At 73.8% G+C, this 18,713-nt stretch carries 13 protein-coding genes; 10 read left to right on the top strand and 3 right to left on the bottom strand.

What is annotated here, in order from left to right; translation table 11 throughout:
- The first annotated feature begins 120 nt into the window (after nucleotides 1-120).
- The 6 genes from FHX71_RS27760 (at nucleotide 121) to FHX71_RS27735 (ending at nucleotide 7,110) form a co-directional block, all read left to right on the top strand.
- Entirely contained in the window at nucleotides 121-330 is a 210-nt protein-coding gene (locus FHX71_RS27760; protein WP_182620679.1) for a helix-turn-helix domain-containing protein, read from the top strand.
- Nucleotides 330-872, top strand: coding sequence for a Clp protease N-terminal domain-containing protein (locus FHX71_RS30245; RefSeq protein WP_182620678.1), 543 nt, complete (start codon nucleotides 330-332; stop codon nucleotides 870-872). The genes FHX71_RS27760 and FHX71_RS30245 overlap by 1 nt, the downstream gene beginning before the upstream one ends.
- 169 nt (nucleotides 873-1,041) lie before the next feature.
- Nucleotides 1,042-4,803 (top strand): S8 family peptidase, encoded by a 3,762-nt coding sequence (locus FHX71_RS27750; RefSeq protein ID WP_182620677.1) that lies wholly within the window; start codon nucleotides 1,042-1,044, stop codon nucleotides 4,801-4,803.
- Nucleotides 4,804-4,973: 170 nt separating this feature from the next.
- The gene (locus FHX71_RS27745; RefSeq protein ID WP_182620676.1) at nucleotides 4,974-5,762 is read left to right on the top strand and encodes a hypothetical protein; all 789 of its coding nucleotides are present in this window, start codon (nucleotides 4,974-4,976) and stop codon (nucleotides 5,760-5,762) included.
- Nucleotides 5,759-6,379: a hypothetical protein gene (locus FHX71_RS27740; protein WP_182620675.1), complete on the top strand. Its 621-nt coding sequence runs from the start codon at nucleotides 5,759-5,761 to the stop codon at nucleotides 6,377-6,379. Before FHX71_RS27745 ends, FHX71_RS27740 begins: the two co-directional genes overlap by 4 nt.
- The gene (locus FHX71_RS27735; protein WP_182620674.1) at nucleotides 6,376-7,110 is read left to right on the top strand and encodes a hypothetical protein; all 735 of its coding nucleotides are present in this window, start codon (nucleotides 6,376-6,378) and stop codon (nucleotides 7,108-7,110) included. The genes FHX71_RS27740 and FHX71_RS27735 overlap by 4 nt, the downstream gene beginning before the upstream one ends.
- On the opposite strand, the gene FHX71_RS27730 is transcribed toward FHX71_RS27735, so the two are convergent.
- The 3 genes from FHX71_RS27730 to FHX71_RS27720 form a co-directional block, all read right to left on the bottom strand.
- Nucleotides 7,091-8,449: a hypothetical protein gene (locus tag FHX71_RS27730; protein WP_182620673.1), complete on the bottom strand. Its 1,359-nt coding sequence runs from the start codon at nucleotides 8,447-8,449 to the stop codon at nucleotides 7,091-7,093. The genes FHX71_RS27735 and FHX71_RS27730 overlap by 20 nt on opposite strands.
- A gap of 67 nt (nucleotides 8,450-8,516) precedes the next feature.
- Nucleotides 8,517-10,571 (bottom strand): acyltransferase family protein, encoded by a 2,055-nt coding sequence (locus FHX71_RS27725; RefSeq protein ID WP_182620672.1) that lies wholly within the window; start codon nucleotides 10,569-10,571, stop codon nucleotides 8,517-8,519.
- 198 nt (nucleotides 10,572-10,769) lie between these two features.
- Nucleotides 10,770-13,514, bottom strand: a complete 2,745-nt coding sequence (locus FHX71_RS27720; protein ID WP_182620671.1) for a UvrD-helicase domain-containing protein — start codon at nucleotides 13,512-13,514, stop codon at nucleotides 10,770-10,772.
- Nucleotides 13,515-13,918: 404 nt separating this feature from the next.
- On the opposite strand from FHX71_RS27720, the gene FHX71_RS27715 reads away from it, so the two are divergent.
- The 4 genes from FHX71_RS27715 to FHX71_RS27700 all read left to right on the top strand — a co-directional run bounded on the left by FHX71_RS27715 (nucleotide 13,919) and on the right by FHX71_RS27700 (nucleotide 18,712).
- Nucleotides 13,919-15,115 (top strand): glycosyltransferase family 4 protein, encoded by a 1,197-nt coding sequence (locus FHX71_RS27715; protein WP_182620670.1) that lies wholly within the window; start codon nucleotides 13,919-13,921, stop codon nucleotides 15,113-15,115.
- A gap of 191 nt (nucleotides 15,116-15,306) precedes the next feature.
- Nucleotides 15,307-16,398 (top strand): Gfo/Idh/MocA family protein, encoded by a 1,092-nt coding sequence (locus FHX71_RS27710; RefSeq protein WP_182620669.1) that lies wholly within the window; start codon nucleotides 15,307-15,309, stop codon nucleotides 16,396-16,398.
- Nucleotides 16,395-17,561 (top strand): dTDP-glucose 4,6-dehydratase, encoded by a 1,167-nt coding sequence (locus FHX71_RS27705; RefSeq protein ID WP_246403569.1) that lies wholly within the window; start codon nucleotides 16,395-16,397, stop codon nucleotides 17,559-17,561. The genes FHX71_RS27710 and FHX71_RS27705 overlap by 4 nt, the downstream gene beginning before the upstream one ends.
- The gene (locus FHX71_RS27700) at nucleotides 17,558-18,712 is read left to right on the top strand and encodes a DegT/DnrJ/EryC1/StrS family aminotransferase (RefSeq protein ID WP_182620668.1); all 1,155 of its coding nucleotides are present in this window, start codon (nucleotides 17,558-17,560) and stop codon (nucleotides 18,710-18,712) included. The genes FHX71_RS27705 and FHX71_RS27700 overlap by 4 nt, the downstream gene beginning before the upstream one ends.
- Nucleotide 18,713 lies beyond the last annotated feature (1 nt).

Genomic DNA, 18,713 nt, shown 5'->3' with positions numbered 1-18,713 from the left:
GCGGCGGTATTCCGGGCCTCTTCGGCGCAGGTGTGTGGCACACGTCTCGTTCGGCGACGGTACGGCGAATTCTGTCAACCAGGGTTGACAAGATGCCGGATTGTCAACCATGGTTGACACATGACCCAGCAAGCACTCGCCGCATCCGCAGCCGGGGACGACCCCGCCGAGGGACTGCGCGCCGTGAAGGCCATGCGCGAGCTGGCCGACCGCCTGGAGACCCTCCAGGTGGAGCGGGCGCGGCGCCTCGGCTGGTCGTGGCAGGAGATCGCCGACGCGCTCGGCGTCAGCCGGCAGGCGGTGCACAAGAAGCACAACAGGAGGATCTGATGTTCGAGAGGTTCACGAAGGACGCCCGCTCCGCCGTCGTCGACGCCCAGCAGGTCGCCCGGCACGCGCACAGCGACCAGATCGACAGCCGCCACCTGCTCGTCGCCCTCGCCGAGTGCGCGGGCCCGGCCCGCACCGCCCTCGCCGACGGCGGGGTGGACACCGCCGCCCTGGTCGAGAGCGCCCGGGCCCGGATCGAGGCGGGCGACGCGCTCGACCCGGCCGCGCTGGCCGCCGTCGGCATCGACCTGGACGAGGTGACCCGCGCCACCGAGGCCACGTTCGGCGAGGGCGCGCTCGCCCGGGCGGGCCGCACCCTGCGCGGACGCCGCAAGCACATCCCGTTCACCCCGGACGCCAAGAAGTCGCTGGAGCTCGCGCTGCGCGAGGCGATCCGCCTAGGCTCCAAGGAGATCCACGGCGGGCACCTCCTGCTCGGGCTCACCCGGGGCGAGTCCCCCGCCCGCACCCTCCTGTCCGACGCCGGCGCGGACGTCGACCGGGTCCGGCACCTCGCGGAGGGGTCGAGCAGGGCGGCGTAGCCGCGCCGTCGGGCACGCCCCGTACCCCCTCCCGGGGTGCGGGGCGTGGCCGTTGCCTGCCACCTGTCCGGAGTAGGCCAGGAAATGGCGTTGCCGTTACACGGGGGAAACCCAGCGCACCGCGTCCGAGGGTTAGGAAATGGGCACACCACTCTCGAAAGGGACACCTGTGTTCACCATCTCCACCCGCGCCGGGGCGTTCGTCGCCGCCGGTGTGGCCGCGGCCCTGGCCGTCGGGTCCGCGACGGCGTCCGCCGCGGCGCCCGCGCACCCCGGCGGCACGGTGCCGCCGGGCGGCACCGCCGCCGCCCTCCCGCCATCGGCGGCGGGATCGCGCAGCGTCACCCTGATCACCGGCGACACCGTCACCATCACGACGGCGGCGGACGGCACCAGCGTCACGAACGTCACCGGCCCCGGCGGGACGACGTCGTCCTACCACCGCACCGAGCGCGACGGCGCCACCTTCGTCTACCCCGACGCCGTGCTGCCCTACGTCACGGCCGGCACGCTCGACGACCGCCTCTTCGACGTCACAAGCCTGCTCGCGAACGGCTACGACGACGCGAGCACGGACACCCTGCCGCTCATCGTCCGCTACACCGAGGCCGCGGCCCGGTCGCGGGGCACGACGCCGCTCGACGGCGCCGACGTCGTCCGCGCGCTGCCCAGCGTCGACGGCGCCGCCGTCGAGCAGGACCGCGACGGGGCCGCCACCTTCTGGGCGGACCTGACCGACACCGGCTCCCCCGCCGGGGCCCGCCGTGAAGGCGGCGCCCCCGCGTTCGCCGGCGGCATCGAGAAGGTCTGGCTCGACGGACCCGTCACGGCCGACCTCGCCGAGTCGACCGCCCAGATCGGCGCGCCCGGCGTCTGGGCCAGCGGCAACACCGGCGAGGGCGTCGACGTCGCCGTGCTCGACACGGGCATCGACCCGACGCACCCCGACCTGGCCGACCAGGTCGAGGACGCGGCCAACTTCGTCGAGACCGAGGACTACGTCGAGGACTACCAGGGGCACGGCACCCACGTCGCCTCGACGATCGCGGGCACCGGCGCGGCCTCGGAGGGCCTGGAGCGCGGCGTCGCGCCGGGCGCCCGGCTGCACGTCGGCCGCGTGCTCGACAGCAACGGCCGGGGCATGGAGTCCTGGATCATCGCCGGCATGGAGTGGGCGGCCCGCGACCAGGACGCCCGCATCGTCAGCATGAGCCTGGGCGGCGACCCCGCCGGGGCCGACGACCCGATGGCGACCGCCCTGGACGAGCTCACCGCCGAGACCGGCGCACTGTTCGTGACCGCCGCCGGCAACGGCGGCCCGCACACCATCGGCACCCCCGCCCTGGCGGACTCCGCGCTGGCCGTGGGCGCCGTCGACGCGACCGACACGCTGGCCGACTTCTCCAGCACCGGGCCCGCGCTCGGCGGCGGGATCAAGCCCGAGGTCACCGCCCCGGGCGTCGACGTGCTCGCGGCCCGGTCGCAGCTCGTGCGCGGCTCCGGGATGTACACGACGATGAGCGGCACCTCGATGGCGACCCCGCACGTCGCGGGCACGGCCGCCCTGGTCGCCGCGGCGCACCCCGACTGGACGGCGGAGCAGATCAAGGAGGCGATCGTCGGCACGGCGGCGCCGACCCCCGACTACACCCCGTACGAGGCCGGCAGCGGTCGCCTCGACGCCGCGGCCGCCGTGGAGGCGACCGTGCTGGGCACCGCGAGCGCCGGGTTCGGCTTCCACACATACGACTCCGGCACGGACGAGCCCGTGTCGAAGCCGGTCACGTACACGAACCTGGGCGACGCCCCGGTGGACCTGCACCTCGCGGTCGACGGCGCGGTCCCGGCGGGCTTCCTCACGCTGTCCTCGGAGACCGTGACGGTGCCCGCGCAGGGCACGGCGTCGGTGGACCTCACGGCGGACCTCTCGCTGCTGCCCGCCGAGGCGGACCTGAGCGCGACGGTCGTCGCGACGGACGACGCCGGGGCCGTGCGGGCCCGGACCCTGACGGGCGCGACCCGCGAGGGCCAGCGTCAGGAGCTGACCGTCACCGTGAAGGGTGACGACGGGCACCCCGCGGTGGGCAAGCTGCTGGTGACGTCGGACGAGATCTTCTCCGGGGCGGACCTGGACGAGAACGGCACGGCCGTGCTGCGGATGCCGGTGGGCAGCTACAGCGGCTGGCTGACGGTCGACGTCGAGGGCGCCAACGGGGCGGGCTCGCTCGGCACGGCGCTGCTGAGCTTCGTGGACGTGGACCTGAGCCAGGACCGCGACATCGTGCTGGACGCCCGCAAGGCGGTCCAGGTGCGGGCCGAGGTGCCGCAGGACACGGACCCGGGCTCCATGCGCCTGGACGTGATCCGGCAGTTCCCGAACGGCGGGTACACGGCGAGCTCCATGTTCCCGGCGGGCGAGTACGACAGCCTGTGGGCGCTGCCCACCGGCAAGAAGGTCACCGCGGGCCTGTTCGAGTTCGGGGCGCAGTTCCGGCTGGAGCAGCCGGCGCTCACGGTGCTCGGGGGCCGGGGCGGCTTCGACGGTCTGGGCGACCTGCGGGTCAAGCGGGGCGCGACGCCGCTGCCGGCGGGGAAGCGCACGCTGCGGGTGGTCGAGGTCGAGAGCGCGTCCGACCTGGCGCGGCAGGGGGGCGGGCACGGCCTGAAGGACACCGCCGTCGTCGTGCGTGCCGGGGACACGCGGGAGATCGCCGCGCTGGCGCAGGCCGCGGCGGACGCCGGGGCGCGTCTGCTGCTCGTGGTGCACGACGGCGCCGGGCGGCTGGCGCCGTGGGACGAGTCGCCGTGGATCCCGGGCGAGCCCGCGCCGCTCACGGTCGCGACACTCACGTCCGGCCAGGGCGCGGAGCTGCTGCGGTCGCTGGACCGGCGTCGGCCGGAGGTCACGGTCTCGGCGGAGCCGACGACGGAGTACGCCTACGACGTCGTGCACCACTGGACGGGCGCGGTGCCGGCCCGGCCTACGTGGACCTCGACGACGCGTGACCTGGCCCGGGTCGACATGTCGTTCCGCCACCACCGGCAGGGTCCGGCGCTGGAGGCGCGGTTCGACGTCTGGCACGGGTGGACGGCGGGCAACCAGCTCGTCGCGACCGCGCAGGGCGAGCGGACCGACTGGGTCGCGGCCGGCGTGCCGTGGACGCAGAGCGCGTACCTGCCCGGCGAGATGGGGCAGGCGAACGTCGACGTGCTGGAGTACCGGGCGCGCACGACGAGCGACGTGACGTGGTTCGGGCCGGTCCTGCGCCCCCGCATGGGCCTGGGCTCCCAGCCGATCCGGTACCTGGACCAGATGTACGTGCCGGTGCCGGGCTGGGGCGACTCCGGCAGCGGGCACGTGGGCAGCACGGGCGGCGGCAACTTCGACGTCCGCAACCGGGCGACGCTCTACCAGGGCGACACCGAGCTGCTGTGGGGCAACGCCGAGTTCCTGCCCGTCAACGGCGGGCTGGCCGCCGAGCGGCTGCCGTACCGCGTGGTGGCCGACAACGACCGTGCCGGCTGGGCGGGGCCGTACTCGACGCACACGCACACCGAGTGGGACTTCACGTCGGAGGCGAGCGGGCCGGACGCCGTCGAGCCGCTGCCGCTGATCCAGCTCGACTACGCCGTGGACACCGACCTGGCGGGACGCGCGTCGCGCACCACCCGGCTCGCGGTGACGCCGTCGCACCTGCCCGGCATCGAGGCGCGGGTCGGCAGGCCCACGGTCGAGGTGTCGTACGACGACGGGGCGACCTGGAAGCGGCTCGACCTCACGCGGGACCGGCAGCCGGGCGGGCCGGACGCCTGGTCGGCGCGGCTGTCGGCGCCGCGGGGCGCGCAGTTCGCGACCCTGCGGACGGTCGTCGAGGACGGTGAGGGCAACCGGGTGGCACAGACGCTGACGAGGGCGTTCGGGCTGCGCTGACGTCGCCGTCGGGACCTGATCGGCACCTCTCCTTCGAGACCGGGGTTTCTTCGCTTTCAGCAGGCTGAGAGCGAAGAAACCCCGGTCTCGAAAGGGTGGCCGTCGCGGGCTTGTCGCGGTCGTGGACTTTCGCCCGGTTGGTCCGTGATGCACCGCTACGATCGTGCGCCATGAAGCATGCCCGCACCGGCGGCCCCGACATCGCGTTCCGGCTGGGCCGCCGCGTCGTCTCCGCCGTCGCCGACGACATGTCGACGATGCAGCGCGTCGGCGCGGGCGTCGCCGCCGCGCTCGTGGCCGTGACCCCGTTCGGGGCGTGGAGCAAGGTCGAGGCGCAGGCCGACCCGGTCGTGGCGGGCACCGCCATCGAGGTGGGCCCGTTCGACGTGACCGTCGTGCGCGTGGTGAAGACCGGCGACCTCGGCTACCTCACGCCCGCACCGGGCAACCACATGCTCGCCGTGGTCGCGGACGTGACGAACACCGGCGACGAGCCCCAGTACAGCAGCACGCTGGGCAGCGCGATCCCCGCGCCGAAGGGCGTCGGCGTCGTGCCCCAGGAGCCGCTGGCGGGCCTGGACACGGACCTGGACTCCGGGGCCGACGACGGCGCGGAGCCCGAGGCCGAGCCGTCCGCGAGCGCCTCCCCCGAGCCCGGGGAAGAGGACGCCGAGGAGGAGCCCGACCTGCCCTCCGCGACCATCGTGAACGTCGCCGACGCGAGCAACATCCGCATCTTCAACCCGGGCGTCACCTATCAGGTCGCGCTGATCTGGGAGCAGAGCGACGAGTTCACGGGCGACGAGATCCCGGTCGAGGTCGTGGGGCTGGACTGGATCGACGAAAGCCGGCTGACCCTGGACAACGGGTACTGGCTGCCCGGCGAGGTCGCGTTCCAGGGCGACCTCCCGCTCAAGGACAACACCGACCGGACCGGCGACGGGCAGGGGCAGCAGTGAGGCACGGACGCCGCCGGATCACCTGGAAGGGCTCGCTCCTCGTCGTCGGGGGCGTGGTCGCGGGCTGCACGCTCGTCACCCTCGTGCCGCAGGAGGCCGTCGTGGAGACGCCGTTCGTCGTCGAGGGGACGGTGGGCGAGACGCTCGACCTGACCTATGCCGACCTCACGGTGACCGAGGTGCGGGTGGCGGACACCCTGGAGAGCTTCTCGGAGGCCGCCCAGGCGGGCGGCACGTTCGTGGTGGTGGACGCGACCTGGCGCGCGACGCAGGGCGCCACGACCTTCGTGGGCGCGGAGATCACCGACGCCGAGGGCCGCACGTTCTGGCCCACCGACCAGGCCGGCTGCTCGACGTCGGCCAACGCCCAGCCGGGCTACGCGTGGCGCGTCACGTACTGCTTCGACGTGCCGAAGGACGCGCTGGCCGGCGCGAGCGTGCGCCTGGCGCGCGGCGGGCAGACGGAGGAGCACGCGGGGCAGCGGCGGGACGCCGCCGGCGTCGTCGACCTGGGCATCTCGGCCGAGGACGCGACCGCGCTCTGGGAGGCGACCGACACGGTGACGCCGGAGTCGTCGGGCTATGCGACGGCGAGCACGGAGGGTGACGAGGGATGACGACGCTGGTGACCCCGGCCGTGCCGGGACCGTCCCAGGGCGGGCCACAGAGTATGCCGCCGGGCGGCGCCCCGAGCCTGCAGCCGGGGCTGCTGCCGGGATCGGTTCCGCCCGACGTCCCGACGGCGGGGCGGCCGCGGGGCTGGTGGCGGCGCAACGCCGTCTGGCTGGTGCTGCTGCCGGTCGCGATCGTGGTGGCGACGGGTGCGTCGTCGTTCCGGGTCTGGGCGTTCTGGTGGCCCGCGGGCGTGCACTACGAGTCCCAGCGGGTCAGCCTGGGCGAGCCGGCGCACCTGGCGAGCGAGTACCTCGACATGGGCTTCGACGTGCCGGAGCGGGCCAACACCACCGTGCTGCGCGAGCTCGACGCGACGGTGACCGGCGTCGAGCGGGTGGACGAGCTGCCGGCGCCGTCGTACGGCGACCCGGTGCCGATCCCCGAGGGCTCGGTCGCGTACGAGGTGCAGCTGCACTTCGCCGCCGAGCTCCAGACAGACCTGTCGCTGTGCTCGATCGCCCTCGTGGCCGACGACGGCACCCGCTACGGGGAGGCGTCGCCCGACGTGCTGGGCAACTCCAACCGGTGCTCGCTCCCGGACGCCGACGGGTTCGTGAGCGAGCAGCCCGAGTGGGACGTCAGCTCGTTCGTGCTGGCCGACCCGGACGCGGCGATCGAGCAGGTGCGGCTGTCGTTCGGGGGCCCGGACTACCTCACGGTCGAGCTGCCGTAGCCAGAGTTCCGGGGGCGGTCGGCCTGCCAGGGGCCGCGACCGCGCGGTTCCCGGCGACGGGCGTCGCGTCGTCGTCCAGGTCACGGACCGCGAGGCCGCGCTCGACGAGCGCCTCGACCGTCGCCGCGATGAGCGCGGCGGCGAGCGCGAGCGAGATCACGAGACCCGCTGCCGCCTCGAAGGGGCTGAACGCGATCCAGGCGTTGGTCTCGACGGGCCCGGTCACGGTACGCACCAGCCAGCCGACGGCGAGCGGCGCGCGCATCACCACGAGGTAGCCGAGGCAGAACACGAGCATGGGGCCGAGGCCGCCGTGCACGATCAGCTTCAGCCCGTTCCAGAGCGCGGAGAACCGGGCGCGGAGGTCCTCGGTGAGCGACTCCAGGATCGAGCGCAGGCCGGCGGGGATCCAGGTCATCCGGTCGAGCCAGCGGTGCTCCGACGACGGCGGGTCCATCAGCTTGTGCCCCAGCACCACGGCGCCGATGGCGAGCCAGGCCACGGGCGCGACGAGGACGACGTCGAGCGACTCCAGGACGGTGACGAAGCCGTTGGCGGCGAAGGCCGCGGCGTCGTTCCCGGCGTCGCCCACGCTCTCCTGCGCGGCGCCCACGGTGCCGACGGCGGCCGCGACGAGCTGCCGCTCCTCCGCGAGGTACCAGAGGCCACCCTCGAGCGACTCGATCTGGCCGGCGACCTGGCTGGTCCAGTAGATCTCCAGGCACCCGCCGAGCACCGCGATCCCGAGGAACTGGACCTTGCCCTCCAGGCGGCCGAGCAGCCAGCGCAGCACGAACGCGCCCGCCACGATGGCGACGAGCGTCCAGCCGGACCAGACGCCGAGGCGGGACATGAAGTCCACGCCCTCGGCGCTGAAGGTGTCGTTGAACAGCTCGTCGGCCGCGGCCTCGTTGGTGAACCGCAGGCGGTCGGCGTCCATGAGGCCCTCGACCTCGTAGACCACCAGGAACGGCACCAGCACGGACAGGGCGATGTCGATGAGGCGCCGCTCGCGTCGCTCCGAGGGCATCATCGGCGCGCGCCGAGTGGGCAGCATGCCGGGGATCGCCGCCTGCGCGGCGCGCTCCCGGCGGCCGAGGTCCGAGCCGCCCAGGCTCGGCAGGCTGTTCCGGCAGACCCACAGCATCCCGACCACGGGCACCAGGTAGCCGAGCGGGCTCAGGATCAGCAGGAGCTGCGCCACGAACGAGTTCCACTGGCTCAGCTCGACCGCGCCCCACATCGCGCCGTTGCGGACGGCGACGCCGAGCAGGCCGAGCGTCAGGAGCGCGGGCCAGTGCGCCACGAACAGGCGACCCGCGGAGACCAGAATCCTCATGGCGACACATAGTGGCCTAAAGCGGGCAGGCTGCGCCAAGCCGTGTCATTCCGGGGTCACTCCGGGGTCACTCCAGGGTCGCGAACGACTTCTCCACCAGGTCCGTGTAGGCCTCGACGCCGTCGAGGTTCGGGTGGGTCGCGTCCGCGTGCAGCAGGCCGGGGTGGCGGTCGACGAGCGCGTGCCAGTCGGCGACCGCGACGTTCTCCCGGCCCGCGGCGACCTGGTCGAGGGTCTTGTTCGCGTCGGGCACCCAGTAGCTGATCCCCACGCTGTTGACGAGCACGACGCGGCGGTCCGGGCCGATCATGTCGAGCACGTTCCGGGCGGCGTCGGCCGAGCCGTCGAGCTGGAACCCAGCGTTGGTGCCGAAGTTGAGCAGCACCGTCTCGCGCAGCCGGCCCTCACGCTTCGCGGCCCGGACCATGCGCTCGGCGTCGAGCCAGTCGGTGCTCACCACGCCCTCGACCTCGGCACGCGGGTAGCGCGCGAGGATCGCCGGGGTGGCCGCGGCCAGCACGGAGTCGCCGAAGGCGGAGACCTGGGCACCCTCCCGTGCGCCGAAGGGCAGACGCTCCGGACCCGGCCGGCCGCTGCGCGACGTCGGCTCGGGCGTGCCGGTCCGCGCCGCGGCAGTGGCGGCCTGCGGGCCCGCGGCGTCCTGCCCGGCCTGGACGCCCGCGGCGATGGCGAGCTCCGTCGCCGTCCGCTCCGGTGCGGAGGTGACCGCCGCGCCCGTCCCGGCCAGCGCGAGCACCGCGACCACCACGGCACCCTTCGGCACGACGGCGGACGTGCGTACCGCGCCGAGCAGCTCCCGCAGGGCGCCGCGGAAGCCGAGCCGCCGCACCGGCATCTCCACCCACCGGTACGACGCCGCCGCGAGTCCGAGGGTGAGCACGACGGCGAGGCCGGTGCCGACGCCCCACCACGGCGTGCCGGGCTGCGCCCCGACCGCCGCAGTCACGATGCAGGCGACCGGCCAGTGCCACAGGTAGATCCCGTACGACCGCTCCCCCACCCAGCGCAGGACGGGAAGCTCCAGCGCGGCGACGAACCAGGTGGGCTGGGTGCGGGCGGCGTCGCACGCCAGCACCAGGACGAGGGCCAGCAGCGACGCGGCCAGCAGCCCGAGCGGATAGGTGAGCGGCGAGTCGCTGCGCAGCAGCAGGAAGAGCGCGACCAGGCCGGCCAGCGCCAGCGGCGGCAGCAGGTGGGCGCGCGCACCCCGCAGCGCGGGACCGGCCTTGGCCCAGCGCAGCGTCACCGCGGCGCCCAGGAGCAGGCCGAACGCGTGGGTGTCGGTGCCGTAGTAGACGCGGGTCGGGTCGACGCCGGTGCCGTACGCCGGCATGAGCAGGAGCGCCATGGCCGCCGCCGAGACGAGCGCGCCCACGGCCACGACCCGCACCCGCCAGGCCGCCGAGCGCACCGCGATCAGCAGGACCACCAGCAGCACCGGCCACGCCAGATAGAACTGCTCCTCGATGGCCAGCGACCACAGGATGCGGAGCAGCTCCGGCTGGGACTCGTCGAAGTAGCCGGTGCCCGCGGCGATCTCGACCCAGTTGGTGCTGAACGTGACCGCCCCGAGGATCTGCCGCCCGATCCCGACCGTCAGGTCCGGCTCGACCACCCGCGCCACGGGGATGCTGACGACCAGCACCAGCGCGATGGCGGGCAGCAGCCGGCGGGCCCGGCGCACCCAGAACCGCGGGAGCCGGATCCAGCTCGTGCCCGCGACCTCGCGCAGCAGGAGCGTGGTGATCAGGAACCCGCTGACCACGAAGAACACGTCCACGCCCAGGAACCCGCCCGGCACCCACGCGGGCGCCAGGTGGAACGCCACGACGGCGACCACGGCAAGTGCCCGCAGCCCGTCGAGCCCGGGGATGCGTGCGCTGCGGGCGGCCGGGGACCCTGGGGGCTGGTGGGTCGGGACGCCGGCCGGGGAGTGCGGTGCCACGGCGGCGGCCGCTGCCGGAGTGCCCGCCGTCGTCGGGCCGGCTGCCGGTACCGGGGCCGGTGCTGCGCCCGGTGCCAAGGCTGGGGCCGGTGCCGGGGCTGCGGCCGTGGCGGACCCGGCGACCAGGCCGGGCCGGGCGTCGTCGGTCAGGACCATGGGCGGACGGTACCGAACCTCCGTAGACCGAAAAAGTCCGGAATGTGAAGCCCCCGCCCCGCCGGGCGTCCGGCGTCCGCCGACGTCTCCTTCGAGACCTAGGTTTCTTCGCTTTGGGCCGCCGCAAAGCGAAGAAACCTAGGTCTCGAAGGAGAGGAGCGGCCGCGGCCAGTCCCGGCCCCGATCCCGAAGGTCCGGTCAGAGCTTGGTGATGGCCGTGTACTTCAGCGCGATGCGCTTGGTGCCGTTGGTGCCGAAGTCGATCTTGACCACCGCGTTGGCCTCGACGTCCACGACGGTGCCCAGACCGTACGAGTCGTGCGTGACGCGGTCGCCGATCTCCAGGCTCGGGACGTCCTTCTGGACGTTGAGCCCGCCGAACCCGCCCTTGGCGCCCGCCTTCTTCTGCGGGGAGAACGGGTTGGGCTGGCTGCCGCCCGACGACGACGCCGTGCCGGCGCGCGAGGACCCCGACCGGCCCGAGGACCAGCTCGACCCGGACCCCGACCCCGACCCGGAGCCCGAGCGCCCGCCGGAACCGTAGCCGCCGGAGCCGTACCCGCCGCTCCAGCCGCCCCGGCCCGCGCGGATCGCGGCCGTCGACGACTCGCGGCGCCGCCAGTCCCACAGCTCCTCGGGGACCTCCTGGAGGAACCGGCTCTCCGGGAACTCGTTGGCCATGCCGAAGGCCGCGCGCACCGACGACCGCGTGATGTAGAGCCGCTCGCGCGCCCGCGTGATGCCCACGTAGGCCAGGCGGCGCTCCTCGGCGAGCTCGCTGTCGTCGTGCAGGGAGCGCATGTGCGGGAACGTGCCGTCCTCCATGCCGGTGAGGAACACGACCGGGAACTCCAGGCCCTTGGCGGTGTGCAGGGTCATCAGCGTGACGACGCCCTGGTTCTCCCGGGGCGCCTCCTCCGCGGCGCCGTCGGCGACGTCCTCGGCGGGGATCTGGTCGCTGTCCGCGACCAGCGAGACCCGCTCCAGGAAGTCGGCCAGCGACCCCTCCGGGTCGGTCTCGCCGAAGTCGACGGCGACGGCGTGCAGCTCGGCCAGGTTCTCGACCCGGCCCTCGTCCTGCGGGTCCTCGCTCGCGCGCAGCTCGGCGAGGTAGCCGGTGCGGTCGAGCACGGCGCCGAGCACCACGGCCGGGGCCGCGCCGTCGTCGACCAGGCCGCGCAGCTCGCGCATCAGGTCGCGGAACACGAGCAGGGGCTTGAGCGAGCGGTTGGTCATGCCGGGGATCTCGTCGGCGCGCTCCAGGGCGGCGCCGAACGAGATGCGCTCCCGCTCCGCGAACGTCGCGACGAGCGACTCGGCGCGGTCGCCCAGCCCGCGCTTGGGCACGTTGAGCACCCGGCGCAGGTTCACGTCGTCGTCCTCGTTGGCCAGCGCGCGCAGGTAGGCGACGGCGTCCTTGACCTCACGGCGCTCGTAGAACCGGGTGCCGCCCACCACCTTGTACGGCAGGCCGACGCGGACCAGCACCTCCTCCAGCGCCCGCGACTGGGCGTTGGTGCGGTAGAAGATGGCGACGTCGCCCGGCCGGACGCCGTCGCTGTCACCGAGCTTGTCGATCTCGTCGGCGACGAACCGCGCCTCCTGGTGCTCGTCGTCGGCGACGTAGCCGGTGATCTTGGCGCCGGCGCCCGAGTCCGTCCACAGGCGCTTGGGCGTGCGGCCCGCGTTGCGGGAGATGACGGCGTTGGCGGCGCTCAGGATGTTCTGCGTGGAGCGGTAGTTCTGCTCCAGCAGGATCGTGGTGGCGTCCGGGTAGTCCTTCTCGAACTCCAGGATGTTGCGGATCGTGGCGCCGCGGAACGCGTAGATGGACTGGTCGGAGTCGCCGACGACGGTGAGCTCGGCGGGATCCAGGCCACCGTTCGAACCGGCGGAGTCGTCGTCCGCGCCCACGCCCGCGAGCTCCCGCACCAGCGTGTACTGCGCGTGGTTGGTGTCCTGGTACTCGTCGACCATGATGTGCCGGAACCGGCGGCGGTAGTGCTCCGCGACGTTCGGGAACGCCTGGAGCAGGTTCACCGTGGTCATGATGATGTCGTCGAAGTCCAGGGCGTTCGCCTGGGCGAGGCGCGCCTGGTAGCGCGTGTAGACGTCGGCCAGCACCTGGTCGAACTTGGGCACGGCGGTGTTGCGCTCGTCGGCCGACTGCCCGCCCCACGGCCGCCGGATGCCGCCGGACGCCGCCGACGCGGCCTCGGCCTGCGCCTCCTGCTCCGCGTACGCCCCGGCCTGCTGCGCGTAGGTCTCGGGGTCGACCAGCTCGTTCTTCAGGTCGCTGATCTTGTTCGACAGCCCGCGCGCCGGGTACTTCTTGGGGTCCAGGTTGAGCTCGCGCGTGACCAGCGTGATGAGGCGCTGGCTGTCCGCGGCGTCGTAGATGCTGAAGCTCGACCGCAGGCCGAGCGTCGTCGCCTCGCGGCGCAAGATGCGCACGCACGCCGAGTGGAACGTGGACACCCACATGCGGTTCGCGGCGGGGCCGACCAGGCCCTCGACGCGCTCGCGCATCTCGGCAGCGGCCTTGTTCGTGAAGGTGATCGCGAGGATCTCGCCCGCGCGCGCACGGCCGGTGGCCAGCAGGTAGGCGATGCGGTGCGTGAGCACGCGCGTCTTGCCCGACCCGGCGCCGGCCACGATGAGCAGCTGCCCGCCCTCGTGGACCACGGCGGCGCGCTGCTCCGGGTTCAGCCCGTCGAGCAGGGCGTCCGGGTCCAGGTGCGCGAAGGCCCCGCCGGCGCGTGGCGCCTCGGACTCGTGCGGCAGGCCGGCCAGCCAGTCCGGCTCGGCGGGCACGGCCGCCTCGCCGGGGTCGCCTTCGCCCCCGTCGTCCCACCGCGGGGCGGTGCGCGGCAGGCGCGCCCCGTCCCCCGGCGACGCGGGGTCGAGGCCGGGCAGGGAGAGGCTGTCGAAGAGGGAAGTCATCGCCCCTAAGCCTAGGCGGGCTCACCGACACTGCCGACGGGCCGCGCGGTCGCGAGCGTCACGGACCGGAGGCGGTCCCCGGTCGAGCGCGTGGACGACGCCGTTCGCCGGGTCGGCCCCGCCCGGACGACCCCGGGCTCCGGCCCCCGGCACCGCCCGCACCCCACCCCGGGCATTCCCCGGAAACAGCACAGGATGAAATATCGGCGACCCCTTTTCCTGGACCTACCCGGAAAGAGCACGGATAAATCAACCTCCGCGAGGGTGATGTTCGGGTGATATCTCGCACCGGCGTATCACCGAGGCCCGCGGGTGAATCCCCGTTCTCACCCGCTCCCCGGCTTTCTGCACGCCGTACCTGCGGCAAGACTTTCGTCATGCATTCCGACGCTCCACACGTTCTGGTGATCATTCAGAACCTACCGTTCCGGATCGACCGCCGGGTCCGGTCCGAGTGCCGCGCCCTGACGGACGCCGGCTACCGCGTGAGCGTCGTCTGCCCGCAGGAGAACGGCGACGAGCCCGCCAGCTTCCAGGTCGACGAGGTGACCGTCCACTCCTACCCGCCCCCGCCCGAGTCGCGCGGGGTCATGGGCTACGTGCGCGAGTTCGTCGTCTGCTGGTGGCGCACGGCCCGGGCCGCGGCCCGCGTGCACCGCGACGCGCCCTTCCAGGTGATCCAGGCGTGCAACCCGCCGGACACGTACTGGCTGCTCGCGCTGCTGTGGCGGCTGCGGCGCGGGGTGCGCTTCGTCTACGACCAGCACGACCTGTGCCCCGAGGTGTACGTCGCGAAGTTCGGCCGGCGGGACGTCCTCTACAAGGCCCTGCTCCTGCTGGAGCGTGCGACGTACCGCACGGCGGACCACGTGATCTCGACCAACGGCTCCTACCAGCAGATCGCGCTGGAGCGGGGCCACGTGGACCCGAGCCGCAGCTCCGTGGTGCTCAGCACGCCCGACGCCGACCTGATGCACCGCGGCGACCCCGAGCCGGGGGCCCGTGACCTGGGCAAGCACCTCGTGTGCTACGTCGGGATCATGGGCTCGCAGGACGGCGTCGACCGGCTGCTCGCGGCCATCGAGCACGTGGTCAAGGTGCGCGGCCGCACCGACGTGCGCTTCGCGCTGCTCGGCTTCGGGGACGCGCTGGAGGAGCTGCGCGCCGACTGCACGCGCCGCGGGCTGGACCTGTGGGTGCAGTTCACCGGCCGGGTCGACCACGCGGCCATCGGCCGCTGGCTGTCCAGCGCGGACCTGGGCGTCACGCCCGACCCGCCCAGCGAGTTCAACGACCGCTCCACCATGAACAAGACGCTGGAGTACATGGCGCACGAGCTGCCCGTGGTGGCGTCGGACCTGACCGAGACGCGGCGCAGCGCGGGCGAGGCGGCGCGGTACGTCCCCGGGACCGACCCGGCGGCGTTCGGCGACGCGATCCTCGAGATCCTCGACGACCCCGACCGCGGTCGGGAGATGGGCCTGGCGGGCCGCGCCCGGATCGAGGGCGAGCTGTCCTGGCGCCGGCAGGCCGAGACCTACGTGCGGGTCTTCGACGGGCTGACGGGCCGCACGCCCGCATTCTCGGAGAAGCAGGGCTGAATACCGGCCACGGCAATTGAGGGCATTCATCTTTCACCCCCGGGTGAAACACGCGCCGGGTGAAACAAGCACCGGCCACGGGTGATTTCCAAAGGCACCGGCGGGTTCGCCGTGAGGCCGGGACGTACATTGATCGAAGCCAGGATGACAACACTCCAGGCCGATCCGAGCTGATACCGGAAGAAGGCAGCATGGACCAGAGAATCTTGCGGGCGGCCGTGGTGGGCGCCGGCTACTGGGGACCCAACCTGGCACGGAACCTCGCGGCGTCGGACCGCTGGGAGCTGGCCGCCGTCTGCGACCTCGACGCGGACCGGGCGGCCAAGGTCGCCCGCGCGAACGGCCGGGCCGACGTCGAGACGTCGCTCGACGCGCTGCTCGCCCGCGACGACATCGACGCGGTGGCCATCGCCACCCCGGCGCGGACGCACCACGCCATCGCCCTGGCCGCCCTGCGCGCCGGCAAGCACGTGGTCGTCGAGAAGCCGATCGCGGACAACGCGGCGGCCGCCGCCGAGATGGTCGCCGAGGCGAAGGCCCGCGGCCTGGTGCTGATGACCGACCACACCTACTGCTACACGCCCGCGGTCAGCAAGATCCGCGAGCTCGTGGCGGCCGGTGACCTGGGCGACATCCTCTACATCGACTCCGTGCGCATCAACCTCGGCCTGGTCCAGCCCGACGTCGACGTGTTCTGGGACCTGGCGCCGCACGACCTGTCGGTCCTCGACCACATCTTGCCCGGCGGGCTGCGGCCCGAGTCCGTGGCGGCGCACGGCGCCGACCCGATCGGCGCGGGCAAGTCGTGCGTGGGCTACCTTGTGCTGCCGCTGCCCGGCGGCGCCGTGGCGAGCGTGCACGTGAACTGGCTCAGCCCCACCAAGGTGCGGCGGATGACGATCGGCGGGTCGCGCCGCACGCTGGTGTGGGACGACCTGAACCCGCAGCAGCGGATCAGCGTCTACGACCGCGGCGTCGACCTGGAGACCCAGGCGTTCGACAGCCTGGAGCGCCGGGCCGCGACCATCTCCTACCGCCTGGGCGACACCTGGTCGCCCGCGCTGGAGGAGCGCGAGGCGCTCGGCTCCATGGTCGACGAGCTCGCCTCGGCGATCCTCGGCGAGCGCCAGGCGCTGACGGACGGCTCCGCGGGTCTGCGCGTCCTGGAGGTCCTGGAGGCGGCGGACCGCAGCCTCGCGGCGGGCGGCGGGGTGTCCCCCGTCGGGGCCGGCGCGCGCACGCCGGTGCTCGCGGGCGAGCCGGCCGGGAACGGTGCGGCATGAGCGGGCTCGACCGCACGAGCGGTCTCAAGGGCGCGGACGTGCTGGTCACGGGCGGCGCGGGATTCATCGGCAGCCACCTGGTCGACGAGCTGGTGCGCCGCGGCGCGGCGTCGGTCACCGTGGTGGACAACCTGGTCAACGGGCGGCGCGCGAACCTGGCGCACCACCTGGACGACGCCGCCGCGAACGGGGCGGACGGCACCGGCGCGCACGCGGGCACCGTGCGGCTCGTCGCCGACGACATCCGCAGCGAGGCCGCGCTGGCGCTGGTCGACGGCGCGGACGTCGTCTTCCACCTGGCCTGCCTCGGGGTGCGGCACAGCCTGCACGACCCGCGCGAGAACCACGAGGTCAACGCGACCGCCACGCTGGAGCTGCTCGAACGGGCCCGCGCCGCGGGCGTGGGCCGGTTCGTCCACGTGAGCTCCAGCGAGGTGTTCGGCACCGCGCAGTACGCCCCGATGGACGAGAAGCACCCGACCTGGCCCGAGACCGTCTACGGCGGCTCCAAGCTGGCCGGCGAGGCGTACGCGCGCGCCGGCTTCCGCACCCACGGCATGCCCGTGGTCGTGGTCCGGCCGTTCAACACCTTCGGCCCGCGCAGCCACTTCGAGGGCGACAGCGGCGAGGTGCTGCCGCGCACGATCGTGCGCGCCCTGTGCGGCCTGCCCGGCTTCGTGTACGGCGACGGCGAGCAGACGCGCGACTTCCTGCACGTCACCGACACCGCGCGGGCGCTGGCCGACATCGCCGAGGCGGACGCCGCCGTCGGCCGCACGGTCAACGTGGGATCGGGCGCCGAGGTGACCATCAACGAGCTGGTGGACACGGTGGCCCGGCTCGCCGGGCGGCCCGACCTCGAGCCGGTGCGCCTGGAGGCGCGCCCGGGCGACGTCCGCCGCCTGCTGGTGGACAACACCCTGGTCAAGGAGCTGACCGGCTTCGAGCCGCGCACGAGCTTCGAGCAGGGCGTGGCCGACCTGGTCGACTGGTTCCGCAGCCGACCGGAGAGCCCCGAGGAGATGCTGAGCCGGATCGAGGACCGCAACTGGGTGGCCTCGTCGCCGGACGCGACCGACACGGCGGACGCCGTCGACACCCCGGACGCGAACGACACGGCCGACGCCGCCGACGAGCCCGCACCCGCGGGGGTGGTCGCATGACCGCCGTCGAGACCGGCCTGCCGCGCGTCGACGTCATGAAGCCGTGGCTCGGCGCGGAGGAGGTCGCCGCGGTCACCGAGGTGATCGAGTCCGGCTGGGTCGCGCAGGGTCCGCGCGTGGCCGCGTTCGAGTCGGCGTTCGCCGACGCGATGCGCGCCCGCGCCGCCGTCGCGACGTCGAGCTGCACGACGGCGCTCCACCTCGCCCTGGTCGTCGCGGGCATCCGCGCCGGCGACGACGTCGTGGTGCCGTCCTTCTCGTTCGTCGCCACGGCGAACGCCCCGACGTACGTGGGCGCGCGCCCCGTCTTCGCGGACGTGGACGCCGCCACCGGCAACCTCACCGCCGAGACGGTGGCCGCGGCCCTGACGCCCGCCACCCGTGCCGTCATCGCCGTCGACCAGGCCGGCGTGCCGGTGGACCTCGCCCCCATCCGGGAGCTGTGCGACCCGCGCGGCATCGTGGTGATCGAGGACGCCGCGTGCGGCGCCGGCTCGACCTACCACGACCGGCCGGTCGGGGCGGGCGCCGAGATCACCGCCTGGTCCTTCCACCCCCGCAAGATCCTCACCACCGGCGAGGGCGGCATGATCACCACCAGCCGCCCCGACTGGGCCTCCCGTGCGCGCCGCCTGCGCGAGCACGCGATGAGCGTCTCGGCCGCGGACCGGCACGCCTCTCTCGTGTCACCGCCCGAGGAGTTCGGCGAGGTCGGGTTCAACTTCCGGATGACGGACCTCCAGGCGGCCGTCGGCCTCGTGCAGCTCGGCCGCCTCCCCGCGATCGTCGCCCGACGGCGGGAGATCGCCGCCCGCTACCGCCACGAGCTGGCGGACGTCGCGGGCCTGCGCCTCGTCGACGACCCCGCCTGGGGCGCCGGCAACGCGCAGTCGCTCTGGGTCGAGGTGCTGCCCGCCTACCGGCTGGACCGGGAGGGGCTGCTGCTCGCGCTGGCCTCGGCGGGCATCTCCGCGCGGCGCGGCATCATGGCCGCCCACCGTCAGCCCGCGCACGCCGGCCGCACGCACGTGCCGCTGCCGGTGACCGAGCAGCTCACGGACAGCACGCTGATCCTGCCCCTGTTCCACCAGATGACGGACGACGAGCTCGGCCGCGTGGTCGACGTCCTCCGCGGGTACGGAGGAGAGTGAC

It is taken from the genome of Promicromonospora sukumoe (genome assembly GCF_014137995.1).
In the GTDB taxonomy this organism is placed as follows: domain Bacteria; phylum Actinomycetota; class Actinomycetes; order Actinomycetales; family Cellulomonadaceae; genus Promicromonospora; species Promicromonospora sukumoe.
Note: the sequence above shows the minus strand (reverse complement) of the source record. Positions and strands in the feature narration are given on the sequence as shown.

Bases quoted from the DNA above. Each gene is read 5' to 3' on its own strand.
- FHX71_RS27735 (WP_182620674.1), top strand. From the start codon at position 6,376: ATGACGACGCTGGTGACCCCGGCCGTGCCGGGACCGTCCCAGGGCGGG.
- FHX71_RS27705 (WP_246403569.1), top strand. From the start codon at position 16,395: ATGAGCGGGCTCGACCGCACGAGCGGTCTCAAGGGCGCGGACGTGCTG.
- FHX71_RS30245 (WP_182620678.1), top strand. From the start codon at position 330: ATGTTCGAGAGGTTCACGAAGGACGCCCGCTCCGCCGTCGTCGACGCC.
- FHX71_RS27745 (WP_182620676.1), top strand. From the start codon at position 4,974: ATGAAGCATGCCCGCACCGGCGGCCCCGACATCGCGTTCCGGCTGGGC.
- FHX71_RS27725 (WP_182620672.1), bottom strand. From the start codon at position 10,571: ATGGTCCTGACCGACGACGCCCGGCCCGGCCTGGTCGCCGGGTCCGCC.
- FHX71_RS27720 (WP_182620671.1), bottom strand. From the start codon at position 13,514: ATGACTTCCCTCTTCGACAGCCTCTCCCTGCCCGGCCTCGACCCCGCG.
- FHX71_RS27760 (WP_182620679.1), top strand. From the start codon at position 121: ATGACCCAGCAAGCACTCGCCGCATCCGCAGCCGGGGACGACCCCGCC.
- FHX71_RS27730 (WP_182620673.1), bottom strand. From the start codon at position 8,449: ATGAGGATTCTGGTCTCCGCGGGTCGCCTGTTCGTGGCGCACTGGCCC.
- FHX71_RS27700 (WP_182620668.1), top strand. From the start codon at position 17,558: ATGACCGCCGTCGAGACCGGCCTGCCGCGCGTCGACGTCATGAAGCCG.
- FHX71_RS27710 (WP_182620669.1), top strand. From the start codon at position 15,307: ATGGACCAGAGAATCTTGCGGGCGGCCGTGGTGGGCGCCGGCTACTGG.